This window comes from Hoeflea ulvae, from assembly GCF_026619435.1.
GTDB lineage: Bacteria > Pseudomonadota > Alphaproteobacteria > Rhizobiales > Rhizobiaceae > Hoeflea > Hoeflea ulvae.
Map to the genome: position 1 here is coordinate 346954 of NZ_JAOVZQ010000001.1, position 20520 is coordinate 367473.

Genomic DNA, 20520 nt, shown 5'->3' on the forward strand with positions numbered 1-20520 from the left:
CCCGCTGACAGGGCGGCTCTCTACATCGAAAGGCATGATCCATGACGTCACGTTCGCTTTTTCTGCTCCCAGGCGATGGCATTGGCCCGGAAGCCATGGCCGAAGTCCACAAAGTCATCGCGGTCATGAACGAAAAGGAATCCGCCGGCTTCTCGACCGATGAAGGCCTTGTCGGCGGCTGTGCCTATGATGCCCACGGCCAGGCGATTTCCGACGCCGACATGGACAAGGCCATGGCTGCCGACGCAGTGCTGTTCGGCGCCGTTGGCGGCCCGAAATGGGACGCCGTTCCCTATGAGGTGCGCCCAGAGGCCGGGCTGCTGCGCCTGCGCAAGGACATGGAGCTGTTCGCCAATCTGCGGCCCGCAATCTGCTACCCGGCGCTGGCGAATTCATCGTCGCTGAAGCAGAACATCGTCGAAGGCCTCGACATCCTGATCGTGCGCGAACTCACCGGCGGCGTCTATTTCGGCGAACCCAAGGAAATCATCGATCTCGGCAATGGCCAGAAGCGCGGCATCGACACCCAGGTCTATGACACCTACGAGATCGAGCGCATTTCCGCCGTCGCCTTCGAACTGGCGCGCACCCGCCGCAACGAAGTCTGCTCGATGGAAAAGCGCAATGTGATGAAATCCGGCGTGTTGTGGAACGAAGTGGTCACCGCCACCCACAAGGCCCGCTTCTCCGACGTCAAACTCAGCCACATGCTGGCCGATGCCGGCGGCATGCAGCTGGTGCGCTGGCCCAAGCAGTTCGACGTCATCGTCACCGACAATCTGTTCGGCGACATGCTGTCCGATATCGCGGCAATGCTGACCGGATCGCTCGGCATGCTGCCATCGGCCTCGCTCGGCGCGCCCGATCCCAAGACCGGCAAGCGCAAGGCGCTCTATGAGCCGGTGCACGGCTCGGCGCCCGACATTGCCGGCCAGGGCATCGCCAACCCGATCGCCATGATCGCGTCATTCGCCATGTGCCTGCGTTATTCCTTCAACATGGTGGCCGAGGCTGACCGTCTCGAAGCCGCAATCGCCACCGTGCTCGACAAGGGCCTGCGCACCGGCGACATCATGTCCGATGGCTGCCAGCAGATCACCACGGCTGAAATGGGCGACGCCATTGTCGCAGCCTACGCCAGCTGAGGCTTTTCTGTCGCAACATCCGCGCATCTTGAACCCGGGCCTGCATCACGCTGGCCCGGGTTTTTCATGCGCCAGTCAGACCGGCATGCGGCCACGCAAAGGCGAGGATTTGATGATCGCCGTGTTGGTTTCGGCCTTGTCGTGAAACGGCAGCAGCACTGGATCGAGATCGGCAATCGAGCGCAGCGCCAGCCGTGTGACAAAGCAGTCCTCGCCAGTCACCTTGTCGCAGTCGAGAAAACCCGGTTCGTTGAGGATCATGTCCTCGACAATATGCATGTTGCCCGGGCGCGGCTTGATCCGGACGATGGCCTGCAACGGGTAGCCCAGAGCGGTGAGATCGAGATCGACGGTAAAGCGGGAGATGATCCCGCCCGCTTCCATCCGACGGATCCGTTCGCTCGTCGATGGGCCCGAGAGCCCGACCTGCCTGGACAATTCGCTCACCGGCATGCGCGCATCATTGCTCAACAGCCTTACAATCAGGCGATCCTTGTCATCCATCTTGATATTTGAGGCCATGTTCGACAATCCCCGCGTTTGATAAGGTATTATGTCTATTCAGCCTTTATAAATCCAAAGCCAGACTTCCGCAAATTTTCTATGCTCCGGCCAGATTTGCATTGGAAAGGACACCCTCATGAACGTTCAGAGAATCGCTGCATTTGCCGATGGCGGCCGGGGCGGAAATCCGGCCGGAATCGTGCTCGCGGAACGCTTTCCGGCTGAAGCCGACATGCGCCGCATCGCCGCGGAGGTCGGCTATTCCGAAACCGCCTTCGCCGTCCCCGATGGCGATACCGGCAAATGGCGGGTCCGTTATTTCTCGCCAGAATCGGAAGTGCCCTTCTGCGGCCACGCAACCATCGCGCTGGGGGCGGCTCTGGCAAGACACGCCGGCCCCGGCCAGTTCACGCTGCAGCTCAACGATGCCGGCATCACCGTCGAGGCCAGCGCCTCGGGCGAGGGGTACAGCTCTGCGCTGCAATCGCCGCCCACCCGCAGCGCCGCCGCCCGGACAGAGCTGGTCGACAAGGCGCTCGCCCTGTTCGGTTACCGCCCGGACCAGCTTGATCCGGCGCTGCCGCCGGCTAAGATTCACGGTGGCGCCGATCATCTGGTGCTGGCGCTGAAGCATCGCAGCGACCTTGCCGCCATGAGCTATGATCTCGATGCCGGGCGGGCGCTGATGCGGGACCATGGCCTTGTCACCATCATGCTGGTTCATGCGCGCGGCACCACCGAATTTGACGTGCGCAATGCCTTTGCCTCCGGCGGCGTTCTCGAGGACCCGGCCACGGGTGCGGCAGCGGCCGCCTTTGCCGGCTATCTGCGCGATCTCGGCTGGGCGCATGGCAACCGGATCCACATAATCCAGGGCGAGGACATGGGGGCAAGATCCGTTATCGAAGCCCGCTTTGAAGACGAACCCGGCAGCTCGATCCGGGTTTCGGGCGCCACCCGCGACATCGCCTGATCCCTGATCCGCGCTTGGTTGGGCCCGGCCGGTACCGCCGCTGGGCCCGCCCGTCCTTGCCGTGCCTGAGGCAGCGGATGCCGCCATGCGGTCAGACGCCGGCTGGCGGTCGAAAACTCGGGACGGGGTGGAATTGACATTTTGCAGCACTTGCATCAAAACACCGCCACCATGCGCACCACGATCAAAACCAAAACCACGATCTGACCCGTTCCGCCCCATCACTCTCCCCGGGGCGGGAAGAGTGGCGCTTGACCGCTAACAAGGGGAGAGAGGAGCACGGGAACCATGGGTTTCAAAATCGCAATTGTCGGTGCGACAGGCAATGTCGGCCGCGAAATGCTCAACATCTTGTCGGAGCGCGCCTTTCCTGTCAGCGAAGTCGTGGCGCTCGCCTCCAGCCGCTCGGTGGGCACCGAAGTGTCTTTCGGCGACAAGACCCTGAAGGTCAAGAATCTCGAAAACTATGATTTCACCGGCACCGATCTCTGCCTGATGTCGGCCGGCGGCTCGATCAGCAAGACATGGTCCCCCAAGATCGCCGCGCAGGGCTGCATCGTCATCGACAATTCCTCGGCCTGGCGCTACGACGCCGATGTGCCGCTGATCGTGCCGGAAGTGAACCCGGACGCGATTTCCGGCTATACCAAGCGCAACATCATCGCCAATCCGAATTGCTCGACCGCCCAGCTGGTCGTCGCGCTCAAGCCGCTGCATGACCATGCCAAGATCAAGCGCCTGGTGATCTCGACCTACCAGTCGGTTTCCGGCGCCGGCAAGGACGGCATGGACGAGCTGTTCAACCAGACCCGTGCGGTTTTCGTGGCCGACTCGATCGCCACCCACAAATTCACCAAGCGCATCGCCTTCAACGTCATCCCGCATATCGATGACTTCATGGAAGACGGCTACACCAAGGAAGAATGGAAGGTGCTGGCCGAAACCAAGAAGATGCTCGATCCGAAGATCAAGGTCACCTGCACCGCCGTGCGCGTGCCGGTGTTCATCGGTCACTCGGAATCGGTCAATATCGAGTTCGAAAACGAGATCAGCCCGGAAGAGGCCCGCGACATCCTGCGTGATGCGCCGGGTTGCCAGGTCATCGACAAGCATGAGGACGGTGGCTACATCACCCCTTATGAATGTGCAGGCGAAGACGCGACCTTCATCTCCCGCATCCGCGAGGACGCCACCGTTGAAAACGGCCTCAACATCTGGGTGGTCTCGGACAATCTGCGCAAGGGTGCTGCCCTCAACACCATCCAGATCGCCGAACTCCTGGTCAATCGCCGCCTGATCACGCCGCGCCTGGCTGCCTGAACCGCAGACGCTGCATCGGCTCAAGGCCCCGCCATCCGAACCGGTGGCGGGGCCGGTTCATTGGGCCCTACGGGCCGCCCGGCACCGCAAGGCAATCCTGGCGCGCAGGGCCCGCACGGCCGAGCAAGGCCGGCGGATTTCGCCCCGGTGAGGGGTTCACATCATCATCGGAAGCGTGACTTTCCGGCGAGATCGCTGGCAAAGTCCGGCCCGAACCGGTTACACATGCAAGGGTTGGATAACATGAAGCGCAGCACTCAAGGACTGACAGCATGGGGATTTGCGGCACTGATCGCCATCGGCATCAGCGGCCCGGCGCAGGCAGCCCAATGCGGCAATACATCCAGCGGTTTTGGCAGCTGGGTCGAGCAGTTCAAGAAGGAAGCCAGCGGCGCCGGCATCAGCCAGAACACGCTTGACCGGGCGTTCAAGAATGCGCGTTACGCCACCAAGACGATTTCGGCCGACCGCAACCAGAAGAGCTTCAAGCTCTCCTTCGATCAGTTCATGCAGAAGCGCGGCGCGGCCACCATCATTTCCAAGGGCAAGCGGCTGAAGAAGCAGAACGCCGGCATGTTTGACGCCATCGAGAAGAAATATGGCGTGCCCGCCGGTCCGCTGATCGCGATATGGGGCATGGAATCGGGCTTCGGGTCCTTCACCGGCAACCAGCACACGGTCTCAGCCGTTGCCACGCTCGCCTATGATTGCAGACGCTCTGCCTTTTTCACCGAACAGCTCTACTCGCTGCTGCAGCTGATCCAGAAAGGCTGGATTTCACCGGATTTCAAGGGCGCTGCCCATGGTGAAATCGGCCAGACCCAGTTCCTGCCCGGCAATGTGGCGCGCTTTGGCGCCGACGGCGACCGCAATGGCAGCATCAATCTGGGATCATCGGCCGACGCGCTGGCCTCGACCGCGAATTTCCTTCAGGGCCATGGCTGGAGCCGGGGCGGCGGCTATCAGCCGGGCCAGACCAATTACCGGGCGATCCAGGGCTGGAACGCGGCGGGGGTCTACCAGAAGGCGATTGCCAAGATCGGCGCCGAAATCGACGGCTGACCCCGCGCAATCAGGCCGGGCGCCCGGAACCGCGCTATCGTGCGGGTTCCCGGCCAACGCGCTTTCTCGGCACGCCGGAAGCGTCAGAACTCCTCGCAATCATCGGCAACGGTCGTCTGAACGCTGCTGACGATCTTGGTGCCGCGAAATTCGAAGCTTTCGCGTATCAGCATGGCATTGTCAGGAAACTGGTAGCAGACCAGCACGGACGCGGATGTCTGGTCAGCCGGACGGTCTTCCTCGAGCTGCCAGGCAAGATCAGCGGTCTTGACGATATCTTCCCACTCGTCCAGCGCCTCGATGAATTCGGACTTGGTCTGGGTGACCCCGAGATCCTCCAGCGTGATCACCGCATCATCGGCCAGCAGATCGGCAATGGCGATGCGATTGACATCGAAAAGCGCCGTGTACCACCGATCAAGCAGGGCGCTCTGCGCCGACGCTGCCGACACAGGCAGCAGCAGCCCCAGAACCAGTGCTGCAATGACTGATCGAAGCCACATCTTCCGTCCTCCCCAAATGCGCGCACACCGCGCCTGCAGCCTGCCTGAAAGATCACGCAATGCGATCGGTCAGGCCAGGACTGCACCGGGCACATGGAACCGGAGAACAGGCCGCCATGTCAAGCGAGCGGCAGTTCGGGCCTGTAAAAATCACCGCTTTGGGTATCCATCACCCACAATTCGCCGGTCGAAATATCGAACCAGGCACCGTGGATCTGCAGCTTGCCGCGTTCCTCGAGGATCTTGACGCAGGGAAAGGTCCGCAGATTGGCAATCGAGTTGCGGATCGAGATCCGCTCGAGCGCGATCTGGCGCTCCCCGCTGGTCAGGAGCTGACTGTCCTGGATCTGCTGGGCCGCCGGTTTGAGCAGCCGCACCCAATGGCCGATGAAATCGCCCGGAGACAGCGGCGTTGCATCCGGATCGAGCGCCGCCTTGATGCCGCCGCAGCGGCCATGGCCCATCACCACGATCTGGCGGATCTTGAGCGATTGCACCGCGAATTCAAGCGCTGCCGATGTGGCATGGAGATTGTCGTCGGGCTGATAGGGCGGCACCAGATTGGCGACGTTGCGCACCACGAACATCTCGCCGGGACCACAATCGAACACGGTTTCGGGCGCGCTGCGGGAATCGCAGCAGGCAATCACCATGGTATGGGGTTCCTGACCGGTCTCGGCCAACTGGCGATAACGGTTCTTCTCGGCCAGATAGCGGCCGCTCATGAATGTCTGGTAGCCTTCAATAAGGCGGGTCGGGAATGTCGACATGCCCTCGCACATAAACGGCTGAGCCGCGAAGATCAATCAACCTTTGACTGTGAGGCGCTCACCGGCCGCAAATTCCGCATGCGCGAGGCGCTGCCGGCGCACTTTGCTCAAGCCGCTGGCTCAGGACTTGTGGCGATCCGCCGTGGTCCTTATCCGCCGCATGCTGACCATCGCCATCGGCGTGCGCAGGCTCTGGGCATCGGTTTCCAGGGTCAGCTCGTCGGCGCCGCGCCGCGCGGTGCGCGCCAGGATCTCGAACACGGCCCCGGTTGCCATCTGCAGCGCCTTCTCGTCGGCCACGCCTTCCAGCAGGCGGGCCAGAAAGGTGGCCGACATCAGATCGCCCAGACCGTTGGGCGCATCGGGAATGAGCCTGTGTTCGGCCATCATCGTCTGGCTGCCGCTGAACAGCATGTTGCCGGTGCTGCCGGCCATCATCGCGATTGCCGATGTCACCAGCACGCGCGCCGGCCCCAGCGTTTCCGCCGCAGCAATCAGCGATTTCGAATCGGCGATCGGCGCGCCGGACAGCCAGCCGAGTTCGTGCACATTTGGCGTGGCGATATCGGCGATCGGGATGAGCTTCGATGCGATCGCCGCGGCCACCGGCTCGGGCACGTAAAGCCCGCCGGTGTCGCCGATCACCGGGTCACACAGATACAGCGCCTCCGGATTGACCTTCCGCACGGCGCCGACAAGCCGCGCCACGTCTGCCGCCTGCCCGACATCGCCGAGATAGCCGCTGAGCACAGCGCCCACCTCGCCCAGCCAGGGCGCGCCGCACAGATCATCGATCAGCGCGGTGAAATCGTCAGCCGCCGGCACGATCCGGGTGGCGCGGGAATGGCCCGGATGCCAGGGCAGCGTCACCGTCGGAACCGCCCAGACCGGAAAGCCGAGCGTTTCCAGCGCGAACACCGCCGCCCGGTTGCCGACCGAGCCACGCACGACATGGCTCGAGATTACGATCACCGAGGGGCGGATATCCGAATTGCGCTGGCTGTCCGGCGTCATCACAGAAACTGCCCGACCAGAAACCACAACAGCCCGACAAAGGCTGCCAGCGCCAGCCCGCGGGCAATCCGCGTGCCCCAGAGCTCGATCCTGTCGCTCTTGTCTGCATCCTCGGCGGCGAAATGGTCGCGCAGGCCACCGGCCGCCGACTTCAGCACCGGCGTCGCCGAGAGCCCGCCGTCCCGGCCAAGCCGGTCGAGGTCGCGCTTCGCCTTGCGGACAATTTCATCGTCTTTCATGAGCTGGCTCCCGGCTGCCTGGCATCGCAGGTCAGCAAAACAGTCTGGCGTTCATTGTCCGCATATCCGGCTCAACGTGCAAGGCCGTGATACTCCGGATTTGGCCGCATGTCAGTTGCCGATGCCATCCGGTTGGTCATGTTGAAAAACGAAGTCACCGCGGAGATGTCCCAGATGTCCCGGTCGGAAAATCCCGCATCGCGCAACCGCTGGCGATCCGCCTCGACCACGCGCGCCGGGTCCTCGGTGACCAGCACGGCAAAATCGATCATCGCGCGCTGGCGCGGCTCAAGATCCGCAACCCGGTAGTTCATCACCATCTGCTCGCCCAGCGCCGGATCGCCCGACAGCTGCCGCACGGCTGCGCCATGCGCGGTCAGGCAGTAATAGCAGCTGTTGATCGAGGACACCGCGACCGCGATCAGCTCGCGGTCGAGCTTGCTCAGATTGGAGGCGCCGAGCATCAGATCATTGTAGAACGCAACAAAGGCCTCGAGCTTGTCATTGTTGAATGCATAGGCCTTGAGCACATTCGGCACCATGCCCAGTTTTTCGTCACATTTGGCGAAATAGGCCTCCATCACCGGGCTCAAGGGCGATTCCGGCGCCAATTCCAGCGCGGTTGCGGCTTCCGGCGCGTTTTCATCCGCCATTTTCATGATTCGTCTCCCAACCGTTTCGCGTTTCATCTCGCATTGCCTGATACTTCTGCTAGGTTCGGTGTGGATATCAAGTGCTGGAGGGACGGAAATGGCTGCCAAGACCAAACGCAGGTCGGATTCTCTGCTTGCGGAAGCCGCATCAATCGCTTCCAAGGGCAAGAAACCCTTCGTCAAGCCCGAGGTCCTGTTCTCCCGCGTCAGCATGGACGATCTGCGGCTTTTCCCGGCCGAAAGCCTTGCCGCATTCGCAGTCCTTGCCGAAACCGAGATCCGCGCCTGGGACGGCAAGACCTCGCGGCTGAGCCTGGTCAATGAGGACCGGGCCACCACCGATGGCCACGATGTCTCGGTGCTGACGATTACCACGCGCAACAAGCCGTTCCTCTATGATTCGGTGATGGGTGAACTCACCTCCGACGTGCGCGACATCTTCATGGCGCTGCACCCGATCCTGGTCGTGTCGGGCAAGGCGCCTGCGGTGCTGTATTCGCATGGCGACGAAAGCGAACCTTCGCAGCGTGTCTCCCATATCCAGATCCACATGCCGCGGCTCGACGAGGCCGCCGCCAAGGACCTGACTGCCCGCATCCGCCACGTGCTTGATCAGGTCAAGGCTGCGGTGTCGGACTGGAAATCCATGCTGGCGATGCTCGATCACAGCGCCGCCGACCTGGTGGCGCTCGACGTCGACAAGACGCTCGAGCCCGCCCGACAGGAGGCCCTGGCCTTCATCGCCTGGCTGCGCGACAACAATTTCACCCTGCTGGGCATGCGCGAATATGTCTATTCCGGCGAGGGCGACGCGGCGCAACTCAGCCGCGCCTCGTCCGAAGGCCTCGGCATCCTCTCCGACCCCGATGTGCTTGTTCTCAGGCTCGGCAAGGACCAGGTCACCACCACGCCGGAAATTCTCGATTTCCTGCAGGGCCCGGATTTTCTGATCGTCACCAAGGCCAATGTCCGCTCGGTCGTGCACCGCCGCACCTATATGGACTATATCGGCATCAAGCGGTTCAACTCCAAGGGCAAGGTCATTGGCGAACTCCGCGTGGTCGGGCTTTTCACCTCGACCGCCTATACCCGTTCGGTGACCAAGATCCCGCTGCTGCGCTCCAAGGTGCAGGCGGTGGTTTCGGATTTCGGTTACGACCCGGAAAGTCATTCCGGCAAATTGCTGCTCAACACGCTCGAAGCCTATCCGCGCGACGACCTGTTTCAGATCGATGCGCCCTTGCTCGCCCGGTTCTGCAACCAGATCAACGAGCTGGCCGACCGGCCGCGGGTCCGCGTGCTGGCGCGGATCGACCGCTTCGACCGGTTCGTGTCGCTGATCGTCTATGTCCCGCGCGACCAGTATGATTCGATCGCCCGCGAGCGCATCGGCGCCTATTTCAAGACGGTCTACAATGGCCGTGTGTCGGCTTACTATCCGGCCTTTCCCGAGGGCGGCGTGGCGCGCGTGCATTTCATCATCGGCCGCTCCGAGGGCAAGACGCCGCAGATCTCGCAGGAACAGCTCGAGCGCGACGTCCGCTCGATCGTCACCCGCTGGGAAGACCAGTTCCGCCTGCTCGGCGGCAGCGCCACCGCGCGGGTAAGCGTCAGCCAGTCCTACAAGGAACGGTTCCGCCCCGAAGAGGCCCTGGCCGATCTCGATGACATTCTGGCCTGCACCGAATCCGGCGCCATCCGGATTGCGTTTTACCGCAACGACGATGCTGCCGATCACCATCTGGCGTTGAAGATCTTCCACGCCGGCGAGCCGGTGGCGCTGTCGCGCCGCGTGCCGCTTCTGGAAAATCTCGGCTTCAAGGTGATCAGCGAGCAGACCCACGAAATCTTCCTCGATGAAAAATCGGGCAATGCCCGCACCGTGGTGGTTCATGACATGGAAATCGTCCATGAGGATGACCGCATCATCGATCTGGGGTCGGACGGACAGCGGCTGGAAGACACCTTCCTGTCGGTCTGGCACGGCGGCACCGACAATGACGGCTACAACAGGCTGGTCACCAATGCCGGCCTGTCGGTGCGCGAAGCCATGGTGTTGCGCGCCTATGCCCGCTATCTGCGGCAGGCAGGCATTCCCTATTCGCAGGAATATATCGCCCGCAGTCTCAACCGCCATTCGGCCATTGCCGCCCAGCTGTTTGAACTGTTCCGGATCCGGTTTGAACTCGGTCTCACCGCCGGCAAGCGCGAAGACCTCACCACCAGGCTGACCGCCGACATCGAAGCCGCGCTGATGCAGGTTCCCAGCATCGACGATGACCGGATCCTGCGTCGCTATGTCAATGCCATCCAGTCCTCGCTCCGGACCAATTATTTCCAGACCGACGCCGAGGGCGCCCCGCGCCCGGCGCTGGCCTTCAAGCTCGATCCCAAGCAGCTGGAAGGCCTGCCCGAGCCGCGACCGTTCCGCGAGATCTTCGTCTATGGCGCCGAGGTCGAGGGCCTGCATCTGCGCTTCGGACCGGTGGCCCGCGGCGGGTTGCGCTGGTCGGACCGCGCCCAGGACTACCGCACCGAGGTGCTCGGGCTGGTCAAGGCGCAGCAGGTCAAGAACGCGGTGATCGTTCCGGTCGGCGCCAAAGGCGGCTTCTACCCCAAACGCCTGCCGACCGAGGGCGGCCGCGATGCGATATTCGAAGCCGGACGCGACGCCTACAAGCTGTTCATCCGCACCCTGCTGTCGGTGACGGACAACATTGTCGGGGACGCCATCGTCCCCCCGGACAACACGATCCGCCACGACACCGATGATCCCTATTTCGTCGTCGCCGCCGACAAGGGCACCGCGACCTTCTCCGACACCGCCAATGCGCTGAGCCAGGAACGGGATTTCTGGCTCGATGACGCCTTCGCCTCCGGCGGCTCGGCCGGCTATGACCACAAGAAGATGGGCATCACCGCGCGCGGCGCCTGGGAGGCCGTCAAGCGCCATTTCCGCGAGATGGACATCGACATCCAGACCACGCCCTTCACCGCCGCCGGTGTCGGCGACATGTCGGGAGACGTGTTCGGCAACGGCATGCTGCTGTCGGAAAAGATCCGGCTTCTGGCGGCCTTTGACCACCGCGATATCTTCATAGATCCCGATCCCGATTGCGCTGTCGGCTTTGCGGAACGAAGCCGGCTGTTCGATCTGGGCCGCTCGAGCTGGCAGGACTACGACACCTCCAAGCTGTCCAAGGGCGGTATGATCATTCCGCGCACGCTCAAATCCGTGGATCTGACCCCGGAAGCAGCCGCCGCCATCGGTCTGGACAGCCTCAAGGCCACACCGCAGGACATCATGACCGCGATCCTGTCGATGGAGACCGATCTGTTGTGGTTCGGCGGCATTGGCACCTATATCAAGGATGCGGGCGAGAATGACGCCGATGTCGGCGATCGCGCCAATGACGCCATCCGCATCACCGCGCGCCAGGTGCGCGCCAAGGTGATCGGCGAAGGCGCCAATCTCGGCGTGACCCAGAAGGGCCGCATTTCCTATGCGATGCGCGGCGGACGCTGCAATTCCGACGCCATCGACAATTCCGCCGGGGTCAACTCCTCCGACGTCGAGGTCAACATCAAGATTGCGCTGGCCAACGCGATGCGCGAGGACCGGCTCACCCGCCCCAAACGCAACACGCTGCTGGCATCAATGACCGACGAGGTCGCCACACTGGTGCTGCGCAACAACTATCTGCAGACGCTGGCGATCTCGATCGCCCAGGCCAAGGGCATTTCCGGCGTCGGCGAGCTCAACCGGGTGATGGGCAATCTCGAAAGCCGCGGCCTGCTCAATCGCAGCGTCGAGGATCTGCCCGATGATGCCACCATTGCCGAGCGCATCGCCGCCGGCCGGGCGCTGACACGGCCCGAAATCGGAGTCCTGTTGTCCTATGCCAAGCTGGTGCTGTTTGACGAGATCGTCGCCAGCCCCCTGCCGGACGATCCCTATTTCGACGACACGCTGAAATCCTATTTTCCCAAGGGCATGCAGAAGGCCCATGCCAGCGACATCGCCAGCCACCGGCTGCGCCGCGAGATCATCTCGACGCTGCTTGGCAATGACGCGATCAACCGCGGCGGCCCGGCCTTTGTCATCGCCCTTGGCGACAAGTCCGGCGCCACCGCCTCCGAAATCGTCAAGGCCTTCGTGCTGGCCCGGGACGGGCTGTCGCTCGACAAGCTCTATGCCCAGGTCGATGCGCTCGACACCAGGGTTGCCGGCACGGTGCAGAACCGGCTCTACGCCGAGATCGGCGACACGCTGAAGACGGTGACCGGCTGGGCGCTGAAGACCGGCGCCGCGCAAGGCCCGCTGGGGACGGCGATCAAGACCATGCGCGACAGCGTTGGAAAGCTGGAAAGCGAACTGGCTGCGGCGCTGCCCGATTTCATGCGCGGCCAGGCCGAATCCACCAGGGCGGAGCTGGTGTCGGAAGGCGTGCCCGAAGCGCTTGCCAGCCAGATTGCAGGCCTGGTCAGCCTGACACTGGCGCCAGACATCTGCCATGTCGCCGCCTCGTCGAACACCGATCTGAAACGGGCGACCGAGACATTCTTTGCCGTCACCGATGCCTTTCGGGTCGGCAAGATCGTTGCGGTGGTCGACCGGATCCCGGTGTCCGACCATTTCGAAAGCCTGGCGCTGGCGCGCGGGCTGGACGAGATCTCCGAAGCCCGCCGGATCATTGCCGCAACGGCGCTCGACACCAACCCCAAGGCCAGTGGACCCGTCGGGCGAATGGCTCAAGGTCAACAAGGATCGCATCGCCCATGTCCGCAGTCAGATTCTCACGCTGACCGACAGCGGCGAGCTGTCGGTCGCCAAGCTCACCGTCGCCGCCGGCATGTTGAGCGATCTCGCCCGGTCCTTGCGCGCATAACCGGAACCTTGCTGCTTTTGGGGAACAATGATGACTGACGTAACCGGTTTGCCGCCGAAGGCTGCGGTCCAGCGCCGCGGCGTTCTCGGCTGGATGATGTTCGACTGGGCGGCGCAACCGTTCTTCACCGTCGTCACCACCTTCATCTTTGCCCCCTATTTCATCAGCCGCATGGCCAGCGATCCGGCCACCGGCCAGGCCGCCTGGGGCTATGGCATTGCCGCGGGCGGATTCCTGATTGCGGTTCTGTCGCCGGTGCTCGGCTCCATTGCCGACCAGACCGGGCCGCGCAAACCCTGGATCGCGTTCTTTGCGGTGATCAAGATACTGGCGCTGTACGGATTGTGGTTCGCAGCCCCTGGATCCAGCCTTGTCGGCGTCGTGGCGCTGTTCACCCTGGCCGCGGTGGCGGCGGAATTCTCGATCGTCTTCAATGATTCGATGTTGTTGCGGCTGGTGCCGAAGGCCGATATCGGCCGGGTGTCCAATCTGGCCTGGGGGCTGGGCTATCTCGGCGGCATGATCGTGCTGATCTTCATCATCGCCTTTCTCGCCGCCTCGCCGGAAACCGGCAGGACCATCATCGGCATCTCACCTCTTTTCGGCCTCGATCCGGTGCTCGGAGAGGACGCCCGCGCCTCGGCGCCGATATCCGCGCTCTGGTACGGCATCTTCATCCTGCCGATGTTCCTGTTCACACCCGACGCCGGCAACCGCCGGGCATTGGGCGTGGCGGTGCGCGACGGCCTGATCGAATTGAGATCGACACTGGGCGAGGTCCGTCGGCGCGCCGGCATCTTCCGCTTCCTGGTTGCCCGCATGATCTATCAGGACGGCGTCAATGCGCTGCTGGCCCTTGGCGGCGGCTTTGCCGCGGCGATGTTTGGCTGGTCGATCACCGAAATCGGCGTCTACGGCATCCTGCTCAATATCGTGGCGATCTTTTCCTGCCTCTATGCCAGCCGGCTCGACACCCGGCTCGGCTCCAAGTCGGTTGTCCTGATCGCCATCGCATTGCTGCTGACCGCCACCATCGGCATCGTCTCGACCGGACCCGGATTCACCTTTTTCGGCGCGCTGATGCTTGGCGACGCCGATACCGGCGGACTGTTCGGAACCGCGGCGGAAAAAGCCTATATCGCCTTCGGGCTGTTGATCGGCATTGCCTTCGGGCCGGTGCAGGCCTCATCACGTGCCTATATGGCGCGCAGCGTCACGGAAGAGGAATCCGGCCGCTATTTCGGCATCTATGCGCTGGCCGGCCGCGCCACCAGTTTTCTGGCGCCCTTCATGGTCGCCACGGTCACCGCCCTGTCGGGCTCGCCGCGGCTGGGCATGGCGACCATCGTGCTCTTCTTCGCCGCAGGCCTGATCATCCTCTGGACCACGCCCTACCCGGCCGATCAGCCGGGGACTGCCCCGGCCGCGCCGTAACGGATGTCAGTGCCGGAAATGGCGCATGCCGGTGAAGACCATGGTGATGCCCGCCGCGTCGGCCGCATCGATCACGTCCTGATCGCGCATCGAGCCACCCGGCTGGATCACCGCCGTTGCCCCGGCTTCGATGGCTGACAAAAGTCCGTCGGCAAAGGGGAAGAAGGCATCGGATGCCACGACGCTGCCCTGGGTCAGCGGCTGCGCCAGACCCAGCACGTCTGCAGCATCAACCGCCTTGCGCGCGGCGATGCGGGCCGAATCGACCCGGCTCATCTGCCCGGCGCCGATGCCCACCGTGGCGCCATTGAGCGCGTAGACGATGGCATTCGACTTGACGTGCTTGGCAACGCAGAAGGCAAAATCCATGTCGGCCAGTTCACGGGCATCCGGCGCCCGCACTGGTCACCACCTTGAAGTCCTGCGGCAGAACGATGCCGTTGTCGCGGCCCTGCACCAGCAGGCCGCCGGACACGGTCTTGACCATCATCCCGGGCTGACGCGGATCGGCCAGCGCCCCGGTGGTCATCAGCCGCAGGTTTTTCTTGGCCGACAGGATCTCGCGCGCCTCGTCGCTGGCATCCGGCGCAATGATCACTTCGGTGAAGATCTTGACGATTTCCGCGGCGGTCTCGGCGTCCAGCGTGCGGTTGAGCGCGATGATGCCGCCAAAGGCCGAAGTCTGATCGCATTCGAGTGCCCGGCGATAGGCGTCCACCAGGCTGTCGCCCACTGCGACACCGCAGGGATTGGCGTGCTTGATGATGGCGCAGGCCGCACGGTCCTGATCGAACTCGCTGACCAGTTCGAACGCCGCATCGGTGTCGTTGATGTTGTTGTAGGACAGTTGCTTGCCCTGCAGCAGCGCGGCCGTTGCCACACCCGGGCGGTTTTCGCCGGTCGCATAGAAGGCCGCAGCCTGGTGCGGATTTTCGCCATAGCGCATGACATCGAGCAGCTTGCCGCCGAACGCGCGGTGGCGCGGGGCTTCGAGCGCCAGATCCTGGGCAAACCAGCCCGACACCGCCGCGTCATAGGCAGCCGTGCGGGCGAAGGCCAGTGCCGCCAGTTCGCGCCGCAATGCCAGCGAAACCGAACCGTCCTGGCTTTCCAGCGCGGCAAGCACCCGGCTGTAATCTTCCGGATCCGTAACGACAGTGACATAGGCATGGTTCTTCGCCGAGGCGCGGATCATTGCCGGCCCGCCGATATCGATGTTCTCGACGATCGTCGCCGCATCGGCGCCGCCGGCAACGGTCTGCTCGAAGGGATAGAGATTGACCACGGCCAGGTCGATGTCGACGATGCCGTGCTCCTGCATGGCTGAGCGGTGATCAGCGTCGTCGCGAATGCCAAGCAGGCCGCCATGCACGCCCGGATGCAGGGTCTTGACCCGGCCATCCATGATTTCGGGAAACTGGGTGAGTTCCGAGACGTCGCGAACGGCGAGGCCTGCTGCCTGAAGTGCGGTACGCGTGCCGCCGGTTGAAACCAGCTCGACGCCGGCAGCCGCAAGCCCCTTGGCAAAATCGACCAGTCCGGTCTTGTCGGACACCGAGAGCAGGGCGCGGCGAACCTTGACCAGATCCGGCGCCGGGTGATTTTTGGAAACAACAGCCATGAACATCCCTCGCAAAAAGCTGCGTTAGCACAGCCGACGCCGCGATAAAACATGCAAGCCGCCTTATCTGTGGACCGTCGCGGCTTCCGCCGGCGCACCGGGCCGGGTCGCGCCATCGGTTGCCCTGTTGCGGGCTGCGCAAGGCCGGCCAGTCTGTGGCATCCCGCCGGTCAGCTCATGGAGCGGGGCAATGTCGTGCGGATCAGCTGCCAGTCGACCTGCGCGCATTCGCCGACAACACAGGTCAGGGTGATCTGCTTGCTGGTCCGCGCGCCGGCAAGATCGGCAAAATGTACGTCTTCCTCGATCTCCAGCTTGAGATCGTTGCAGACAAAGGCCCAGCTGTCGCCGTCCCGCGCGGTCAGATGGACCACACCGGTCTCGTCCTGCGACACCGAGATTGTCGGATGAATGTGAAACCGCGCAACCGCGACGGTCTTGTCGGAAGCCGGGGGATTGTCTTCGTCCGGCTTGAGAAACTGGTCGCGGCCATGCAGCTCATGTCCTGACGCCATCAGCCTGATCTCGCGGCGATGCAGGAGCCTCAGGCTGCTGACATAGCCGTCATGGGTCGCGCTGAACCCGAGCTGCACGCCCTCCTGGTCAAGCGACTTGACGGTGACCCGCCGCACGCCGGACGTGACGATCGGGCCGAGAAAGGGCGAATGCGAGATCTTCACCGACGAGGTGTCATTGAAGGTGACGGTGCTGTGGGCCGCGGTCAGCCGGCTGAACTCGGCATGATCGGGGTGAAAATACACCGGCGCCCCGGCATTGACGATGAAGCGGCTGCGCCCCGAGGACAGCTCGAAGGACAGGCAGCCGGCATGGGATGTCGCCGACACATTTCCCTTTGGCGGCGGCCCGGTATCGGCGATCAGAACCACCGCTCCCGCGGCCAGCCTCTGATAGTGCGAATGCGGCATTTCGCGATAGGCCGCGCCGGAAGTCTCATCATAGCGCAACACGCCGAGCAGCCGGTCTGCCGAAACGGCCGAGGCGCCGTTGAACAGCGCCAGTTCGCCATTGGCGTGGCGGAAGAAGCGCAGTGCCGTGAACATTCTGTCCATCCCGGCGATCATGTTGCCGGGCGGCTTCTGGCCGAGATTGACATAGGTCTGCCTGAGCGGCAGCAGATCGGTCAGCAGATTGATCAGCACCATCGGATTGCGCGAGATGTGCCCCCCGTCAGGCAGGATCTGCAGGTCGAACTCGGCCGACAGCAGCCGGGAGGCGGAGCGGATGGTGCCGGCGCTCGAGGGCAGGCACAGGCTCGCCATTGCCAGCGCTATCCGTGCCCTGAACCGGATGGCATCGGCCGGCAGCGCCAGCGTCACATGACGCAAATAGCGGGTTTGCAGGGCAATACTTTTCAAAAACCGCCGGTAGAAACCGTGATCGGCCCCGCGCAGCACGATGGGAGAGTGCGAAAACCAGGCAATCAGCCGCGTGGACAGAACCTGGGGATCATAGGCCAGACCGCCCAGATCGCGGCCCTGCACGGTGATCCAGTCATCGACCAGCGCCCGCGCATTGGCAAAGGCCAGGTCGTGATCGGCGGCCCGCATGTGCCTGAGCCAGCCAAAGCCCTGCAGACTGCGCGCGAAGGCCTGGTTTTCGACTTCGATCTGGAACGGGCTGCCGCCGCCGGTGTCGACCATGGTCCCGCCCATGGCGAACCGCCCGGAATAGATTTCTTCGGCGATATGCGAGTCGGCGATACGCAGATCGATCGGCGCAACCACGAGCCGGTCCGGCACGCCGCCGGCAAACCGCATCGCATTGATCCGCCCCAACGCCATGCGTCTGGCAAAGCGTCGCCAGATCTCCGCCCCGTACAAATATGCCGAGCGTTGCGAATCGAGTATCGAAATGGTCAAAAGGAATTCCTGAAATCCGGTCCCGGCCCTCCACCGGACCGGAATCGTAGCACAGTCGGTTAATTGTTCAACTGCCGCTGGTATTTCCGGCACCGTGAGACAGTATCGCCCCCCGGCATGACTTCACACAGCGGCCTCAACCTCAGGTCCGGGTCAATACCACCGCATAAAACCCGTCCAGACCTGCAAGCCTCGGGTCTTCGTGGCCCAGCATTGCCGGATGCGTCCGGATCGCGCCGGTGGAGGTGACTGCCGCTTCCAGCCCCGGCCATCTGTCGGGGCTTATCGGCCGGATGCGCCAAGCCGGATGATCGGCGAGGAATCCTGCCACCATGGCCTCACCCTCTTCGGGATCGAGCGAGCAATTGGAAAACACCAGTTCGCCGCCGCGCCGGACCAGACCGGCCGAATGATCCAGCAGATCGCGCTGCACCCGTGCCAACCGCGTGATGTCGTCGGGGCTCTTGGTGTAGGGGATATCGGGATGCCGGCGCACAGTGCCGGTCGACGAACATGGGGCGTCGAGCAGCACGCCGTCAAAACCGTCGGGAGCGATCAGATCCTGAGCCCGGGTCAGCTGCGTTGTCACGTCCAGGCCGAGCCGCTCCAGATTGCCGCGCAACCGCTCGAGCCGGTTTGCCGACTGGTCGCAGGCCGTCACCCGGGCGCCCGACAGCGCCAGTTGCGCCGTCTTGCCGCCGGGTGCTGCGCACAGATCGACAATCTCCAGCCCTTCCAGCTTCGAAAACATCTGCACCGGCAGGCTGGCGGCCGCATCCTGCACCCACCAGGCGCCCTCGTCATAGCCGGGCAATCCCGACACCGGGCCTTCCGGCCGCCCGATCCGCACCGATCCGGTGGGCAACACCAGGCCGCCGAGCCTTTCGGCCCAGCCGGCGGCATCCGACTTGACCGTCAGGTCAATCGCCGGCGGTTCCGACAGGATGGCCAGAATCGCTTTCGCATCACCGGCATAATATTGGGTCAGCCGATCTTCGAACCAATCCGGAAAATCCGGGGTTACCGAGGAAATTTCCGGTAAAAGCTGATCCTTTTCCCGCGTCATCCGCCGCAACAGCGCATTCACCAGCCCGGCAAAGCGCCGGTTGCGCGGATCGCCGTCCGCCTGGCTGACCGCCAGGTCCACTGCGGCGCGGTCAGGAACATCAAGATAGAGGATCTGCGCGGCAGCGACCCTGAGCACCTGCCTGAGTGCGCGCGCGCCGTCGGGCAGGGGATTGTCGACCAGCCTGTCGATGAAGGCGTCGATCACCCGCAAATGTCTCAGCGCCGACAGCAGGATCGCCCGCACCAGCAACCGGTCCTGGTCGCCGAGCCCGGTGAAGGCCGGATTGCCGCCTGACGGATCGAGAAGCCCGTCCAGCGACGCCTGGCTTTCGGTGACTGCCGAGAGCAACCGGGCTGCCGCCTGACGCGCGGCAAGACCCGGCTTCAGATCAGCCGGATCGCGACGGGTGTGTGATTTCTGAGGTCTTCTGCGCTGCCCGGCCGGCCCTGTGCCGGTCAAGACCAGGGCCCCTTGCGGGACGAGCCGTCACGGCCCCATGGCCCCGATGGCGGAACCGATGTCCTGGCCGGACGCGCCCGGCGCGACGGGGCAGGGGCGGGCGCAAATTCGGCGACCATGGCTTCGAGCGCCGCGATGCGGTTCTCTGTTGCCGGATGGGTTGAAAACAGACTGTCCATGCGCTGCCCATTCAAAGGGTTGATAATAAACATATGGGCGGTCGCAGGATTGCGCTCCGCGTCTTCATTGACCACGCGGCTGGCGCCCATGGCAATCTTCCTCAGGGCCGAGGCCAGCCACAGCGGATTGCCGCAGATTTCGGCGCCGCGCCGGTCGGCGGCATATTCGCGGGTGCGGCTGATGGTCATCTGCACCAGCATCGCCGCAAAAGGCGCCACCAGCATTGCCACCAGCACGCCGATGAAGCCGAAGGGATTGTTGTTGTCGCGATTGCCGCCGAAGAAGAAGGCGAAATTGCCCAGCATCGAGATCGCGCCGGCCAGCGTCGCGGTGATCGTCATGGTCAGCGTGTCGCGGTTCTGCACATGCGCCAGCTCATGCGCCATGACCGCCGCCACCTCCTCGTCGGTGAGCGCTTCAAGCAGCCCGGTGGAGGCCGCCACGGCAGCGTTTTGCGGGTTGCGGCCGGTGGCGAACGCATTGGGCTGGGCATTGCGGATGACATAGACCTTCGGCATCGGCAGCCCGGCATTTTGCGCCAGATCCGCAACGATCTGATAGAATTCCGGCGCCGTGCGGGCATCCACTTCCACCGCGTGATGCATGCGCAGCACCATCTTGTCCGAATTCCAGTAGGAAAACAGGTTCATCCCGGCAGCAATCACAAGGGCGATCATCATGCCGCCGGCGCCACCAATCAGGTAGCCCACGCCCATGAACAGGGCGGTCATCAGTGCGATCAGCATGGCAGTGCGAACCAGATTCATGCCAGTTTCCTTTCCAGCGACCTTTTGTCCGGTGTTCC

General features: G+C 63.5%; 14 protein-coding genes and 2 pseudogenes. 6 read left to right on the forward strand and 10 right to left on the reverse strand.

The window, feature by feature from the left end:
* The first annotated feature begins 41 nt into the window (after positions 1 to 41).
* On the forward strand, positions 42 to 1145 hold the full coding sequence (gene leuB / locus OEG82_RS01830; protein WP_267610754.1) for a 3-isopropylmalate dehydrogenase: 1104 nt from the start codon (positions 42 to 44) through the stop codon (positions 1143 to 1145).
* A 75-nt stretch (positions 1146 to 1220) separates the two neighbouring features.
* Here leuB and OEG82_RS01835 read toward each other — a convergent pair whose 3' ends face one another.
* A complete protein-coding gene (locus tag OEG82_RS01835) occupies positions 1221 to 1667 on the reverse strand; it encodes an Lrp/AsnC family transcriptional regulator (protein WP_267610756.1) in 447 nt (148 codons plus the stop codon).
* A 118-nt stretch (positions 1668 to 1785) separates the two neighbouring features.
* Here OEG82_RS01835 and OEG82_RS01840 point away from each other — a divergent pair, with 118 nt between their 5' ends.
* The 3 genes from OEG82_RS01840 to OEG82_RS01850 all read left to right on the forward strand — a co-directional run bounded on the left by OEG82_RS01840 (position 1786) and on the right by OEG82_RS01850 (position 5004).
* The gene (locus tag OEG82_RS01840; protein ID WP_267610757.1) at positions 1786 to 2622 is read left to right on the forward strand and encodes a PhzF family phenazine biosynthesis protein; all 837 of its coding nucleotides are present in this window, start codon (positions 1786 to 1788) and stop codon (positions 2620 to 2622) included.
* A gap of 288 nt (positions 2623 to 2910) precedes the next feature.
* A complete protein-coding gene (locus OEG82_RS01845) occupies positions 2911 to 3942 on the forward strand; it encodes an aspartate-semialdehyde dehydrogenase (protein ID WP_267610759.1) in 1032 nt (343 codons plus the stop codon).
* A 243-nt stretch (positions 3943 to 4185) separates the two neighbouring features.
* Positions 4186 to 5004: a lytic murein transglycosylase gene (locus OEG82_RS01850; RefSeq protein WP_267610760.1), complete on the forward strand. Its 819-nt coding sequence runs from the start codon at positions 4186 to 4188 to the stop codon at positions 5002 to 5004.
* Positions 5005 to 5087: 83 nt separating this feature from the next.
* On the opposite strand, the gene OEG82_RS01855 is transcribed toward OEG82_RS01850, so the two are convergent.
* From OEG82_RS01855 to OEG82_RS01875, 5 genes are all read right to left on the reverse strand, one after another.
* Positions 5088 to 5507, reverse strand: coding sequence for a nuclear transport factor 2 family protein (locus OEG82_RS01855; protein ID WP_267610761.1), 420 nt, complete (start codon positions 5505 to 5507; stop codon positions 5088 to 5090).
* 119 nt (positions 5508 to 5626) lie between these two features.
* Entirely contained in the window at positions 5627 to 6277 is a 651-nt protein-coding gene (locus OEG82_RS01860; RefSeq protein WP_267610762.1) for a carbonic anhydrase, read from the reverse strand.
* Positions 6278 to 6397: 120 nt separating this feature from the next.
* A complete protein-coding gene (gene pdxY, locus OEG82_RS01865; RefSeq protein ID WP_267610763.1) occupies positions 6398 to 7291 on the reverse strand; it encodes a pyridoxal kinase PdxY in 894 nt (297 codons plus the stop codon).
* Entirely contained in the window at positions 7291 to 7530 is a 240-nt protein-coding gene (locus OEG82_RS01870; protein ID WP_267610764.1) for a hypothetical protein, read from the reverse strand. The genes pdxY and OEG82_RS01870 overlap by 1 nt, the downstream gene beginning before the upstream one ends.
* A gap of 71 nt (positions 7531 to 7601) precedes the next feature.
* Entirely contained in the window at positions 7602 to 8189 is a 588-nt protein-coding gene (locus OEG82_RS01875) for a peroxidase-related enzyme (protein ID WP_267610765.1), read from the reverse strand.
* 91 nt (positions 8190 to 8280) lie between these two features.
* Between OEG82_RS01875 and OEG82_RS01880 the strand changes: the two are divergent.
* Both OEG82_RS01880 and OEG82_RS01885 read left to right on the forward strand, forming a co-directional pair.
* Positions 8281 to 13072, forward strand: a pseudogene (locus tag OEG82_RS01880) (NAD-glutamate dehydrogenase).
* A 30-nt stretch (positions 13073 to 13102) separates the two neighbouring features.
* Positions 13103 to 14506: an MFS transporter gene (locus tag OEG82_RS01885; RefSeq protein WP_267610766.1), complete on the forward strand. Its 1404-nt coding sequence runs from the start codon at positions 13103 to 13105 to the stop codon at positions 14504 to 14506.
* A gap of 6 nt (positions 14507 to 14512) precedes the next feature.
* On the opposite strand, the pseudogene purH reads toward OEG82_RS01885, so the two are convergent.
* The 4 genes and pseudogenes from purH to htpX form a co-directional block, all read right to left on the reverse strand.
* Positions 14513 to 16127: pseudogene (gene purH / locus OEG82_RS01890) on the reverse strand (bifunctional phosphoribosylaminoimidazolecarboxamide formyltransferase/IMP cyclohydrolase).
* Positions 16128 to 16297: 170 nt separating this feature from the next.
* Positions 16298 to 17929 carry a heparinase II/III family protein gene (locus OEG82_RS01895; RefSeq protein WP_267614823.1) on the reverse strand — a complete coding sequence of 544 codons (1632 nt, stop codon included), beginning with the start codon at positions 17927 to 17929 and terminating at the stop codon, positions 16298 to 16300.
* A gap of 220 nt (positions 17930 to 18149) precedes the next feature.
* Positions 18150 to 19541 (reverse strand): RsmB/NOP family class I SAM-dependent RNA methyltransferase, encoded by a 1392-nt coding sequence (locus OEG82_RS01900; protein ID WP_425497621.1) that lies wholly within the window; start codon positions 19539 to 19541, stop codon positions 18150 to 18152.
* Positions 19532 to 20482, reverse strand: coding sequence for a zinc metalloprotease HtpX (gene htpX, locus OEG82_RS01905; RefSeq protein ID WP_267610768.1), 951 nt, complete (start codon positions 20480 to 20482; stop codon positions 19532 to 19534). Before htpX ends, OEG82_RS01900 begins: the two co-directional genes overlap by 10 nt.
* Between the last annotated feature and the right edge of the window lie 38 nt (positions 20483 to 20520).

Coding starts and splice junctions, on each gene's coding strand:
- leuB (WP_267610754.1), top strand. CDS start 42: ATGACGTCACGTTCGCTTTTTCTGCTCCCAGGCGATGGCATTGGCCCG.
- OEG82_RS01835 (WP_267610756.1), bottom strand. CDS start 1,667: ATGGCCTCAAATATCAAGATGGATGACAAGGATCGCCTGATTGTAAGG.
- OEG82_RS01840 (WP_267610757.1), top strand. CDS start 1,786: ATGAACGTTCAGAGAATCGCTGCATTTGCCGATGGCGGCCGGGGCGGA.
- OEG82_RS01845 (WP_267610759.1), top strand. CDS start 2,911: ATGGGTTTCAAAATCGCAATTGTCGGTGCGACAGGCAATGTCGGCCGC.
- OEG82_RS01850 (WP_267610760.1), top strand. CDS start 4,186: ATGAAGCGCAGCACTCAAGGACTGACAGCATGGGGATTTGCGGCACTG.
- OEG82_RS01855 (WP_267610761.1), bottom strand. CDS start 5,507: ATGTGGCTTCGATCAGTCATTGCAGCACTGGTTCTGGGGCTGCTGCTG.
- OEG82_RS01860 (WP_267610762.1), bottom strand. CDS start 6,277: ATGTCGACATTCCCGACCCGCCTTATTGAAGGCTACCAGACATTCATG.
- pdxY (WP_267610763.1), bottom strand. CDS start 7,291: ATGACGCCGGACAGCCAGCGCAATTCGGATATCCGCCCCTCGGTGATC.
- OEG82_RS01870 (WP_267610764.1), bottom strand. CDS start 7,530: ATGAAAGACGATGAAATTGTCCGCAAGGCGAAGCGCGACCTCGACCGG.
- OEG82_RS01875 (WP_267610765.1), bottom strand. CDS start 8,189: ATGAAAATGGCGGATGAAAACGCGCCGGAAGCCGCAACCGCGCTGGAA.
- OEG82_RS01885 (WP_267610766.1), top strand. CDS start 13,103: ATGACTGACGTAACCGGTTTGCCGCCGAAGGCTGCGGTCCAGCGCCGC.
- OEG82_RS01895 (WP_267614823.1), bottom strand. CDS start 17,929: ATGGCGTTGGGGCGGATCAATGCGATGCGGTTTGCCGGCGGCGTGCCG.
- htpX (WP_267610768.1), bottom strand. CDS start 20,482: ATGAATCTGGTTCGCACTGCCATGCTGATCGCACTGATGACCGCCCTG.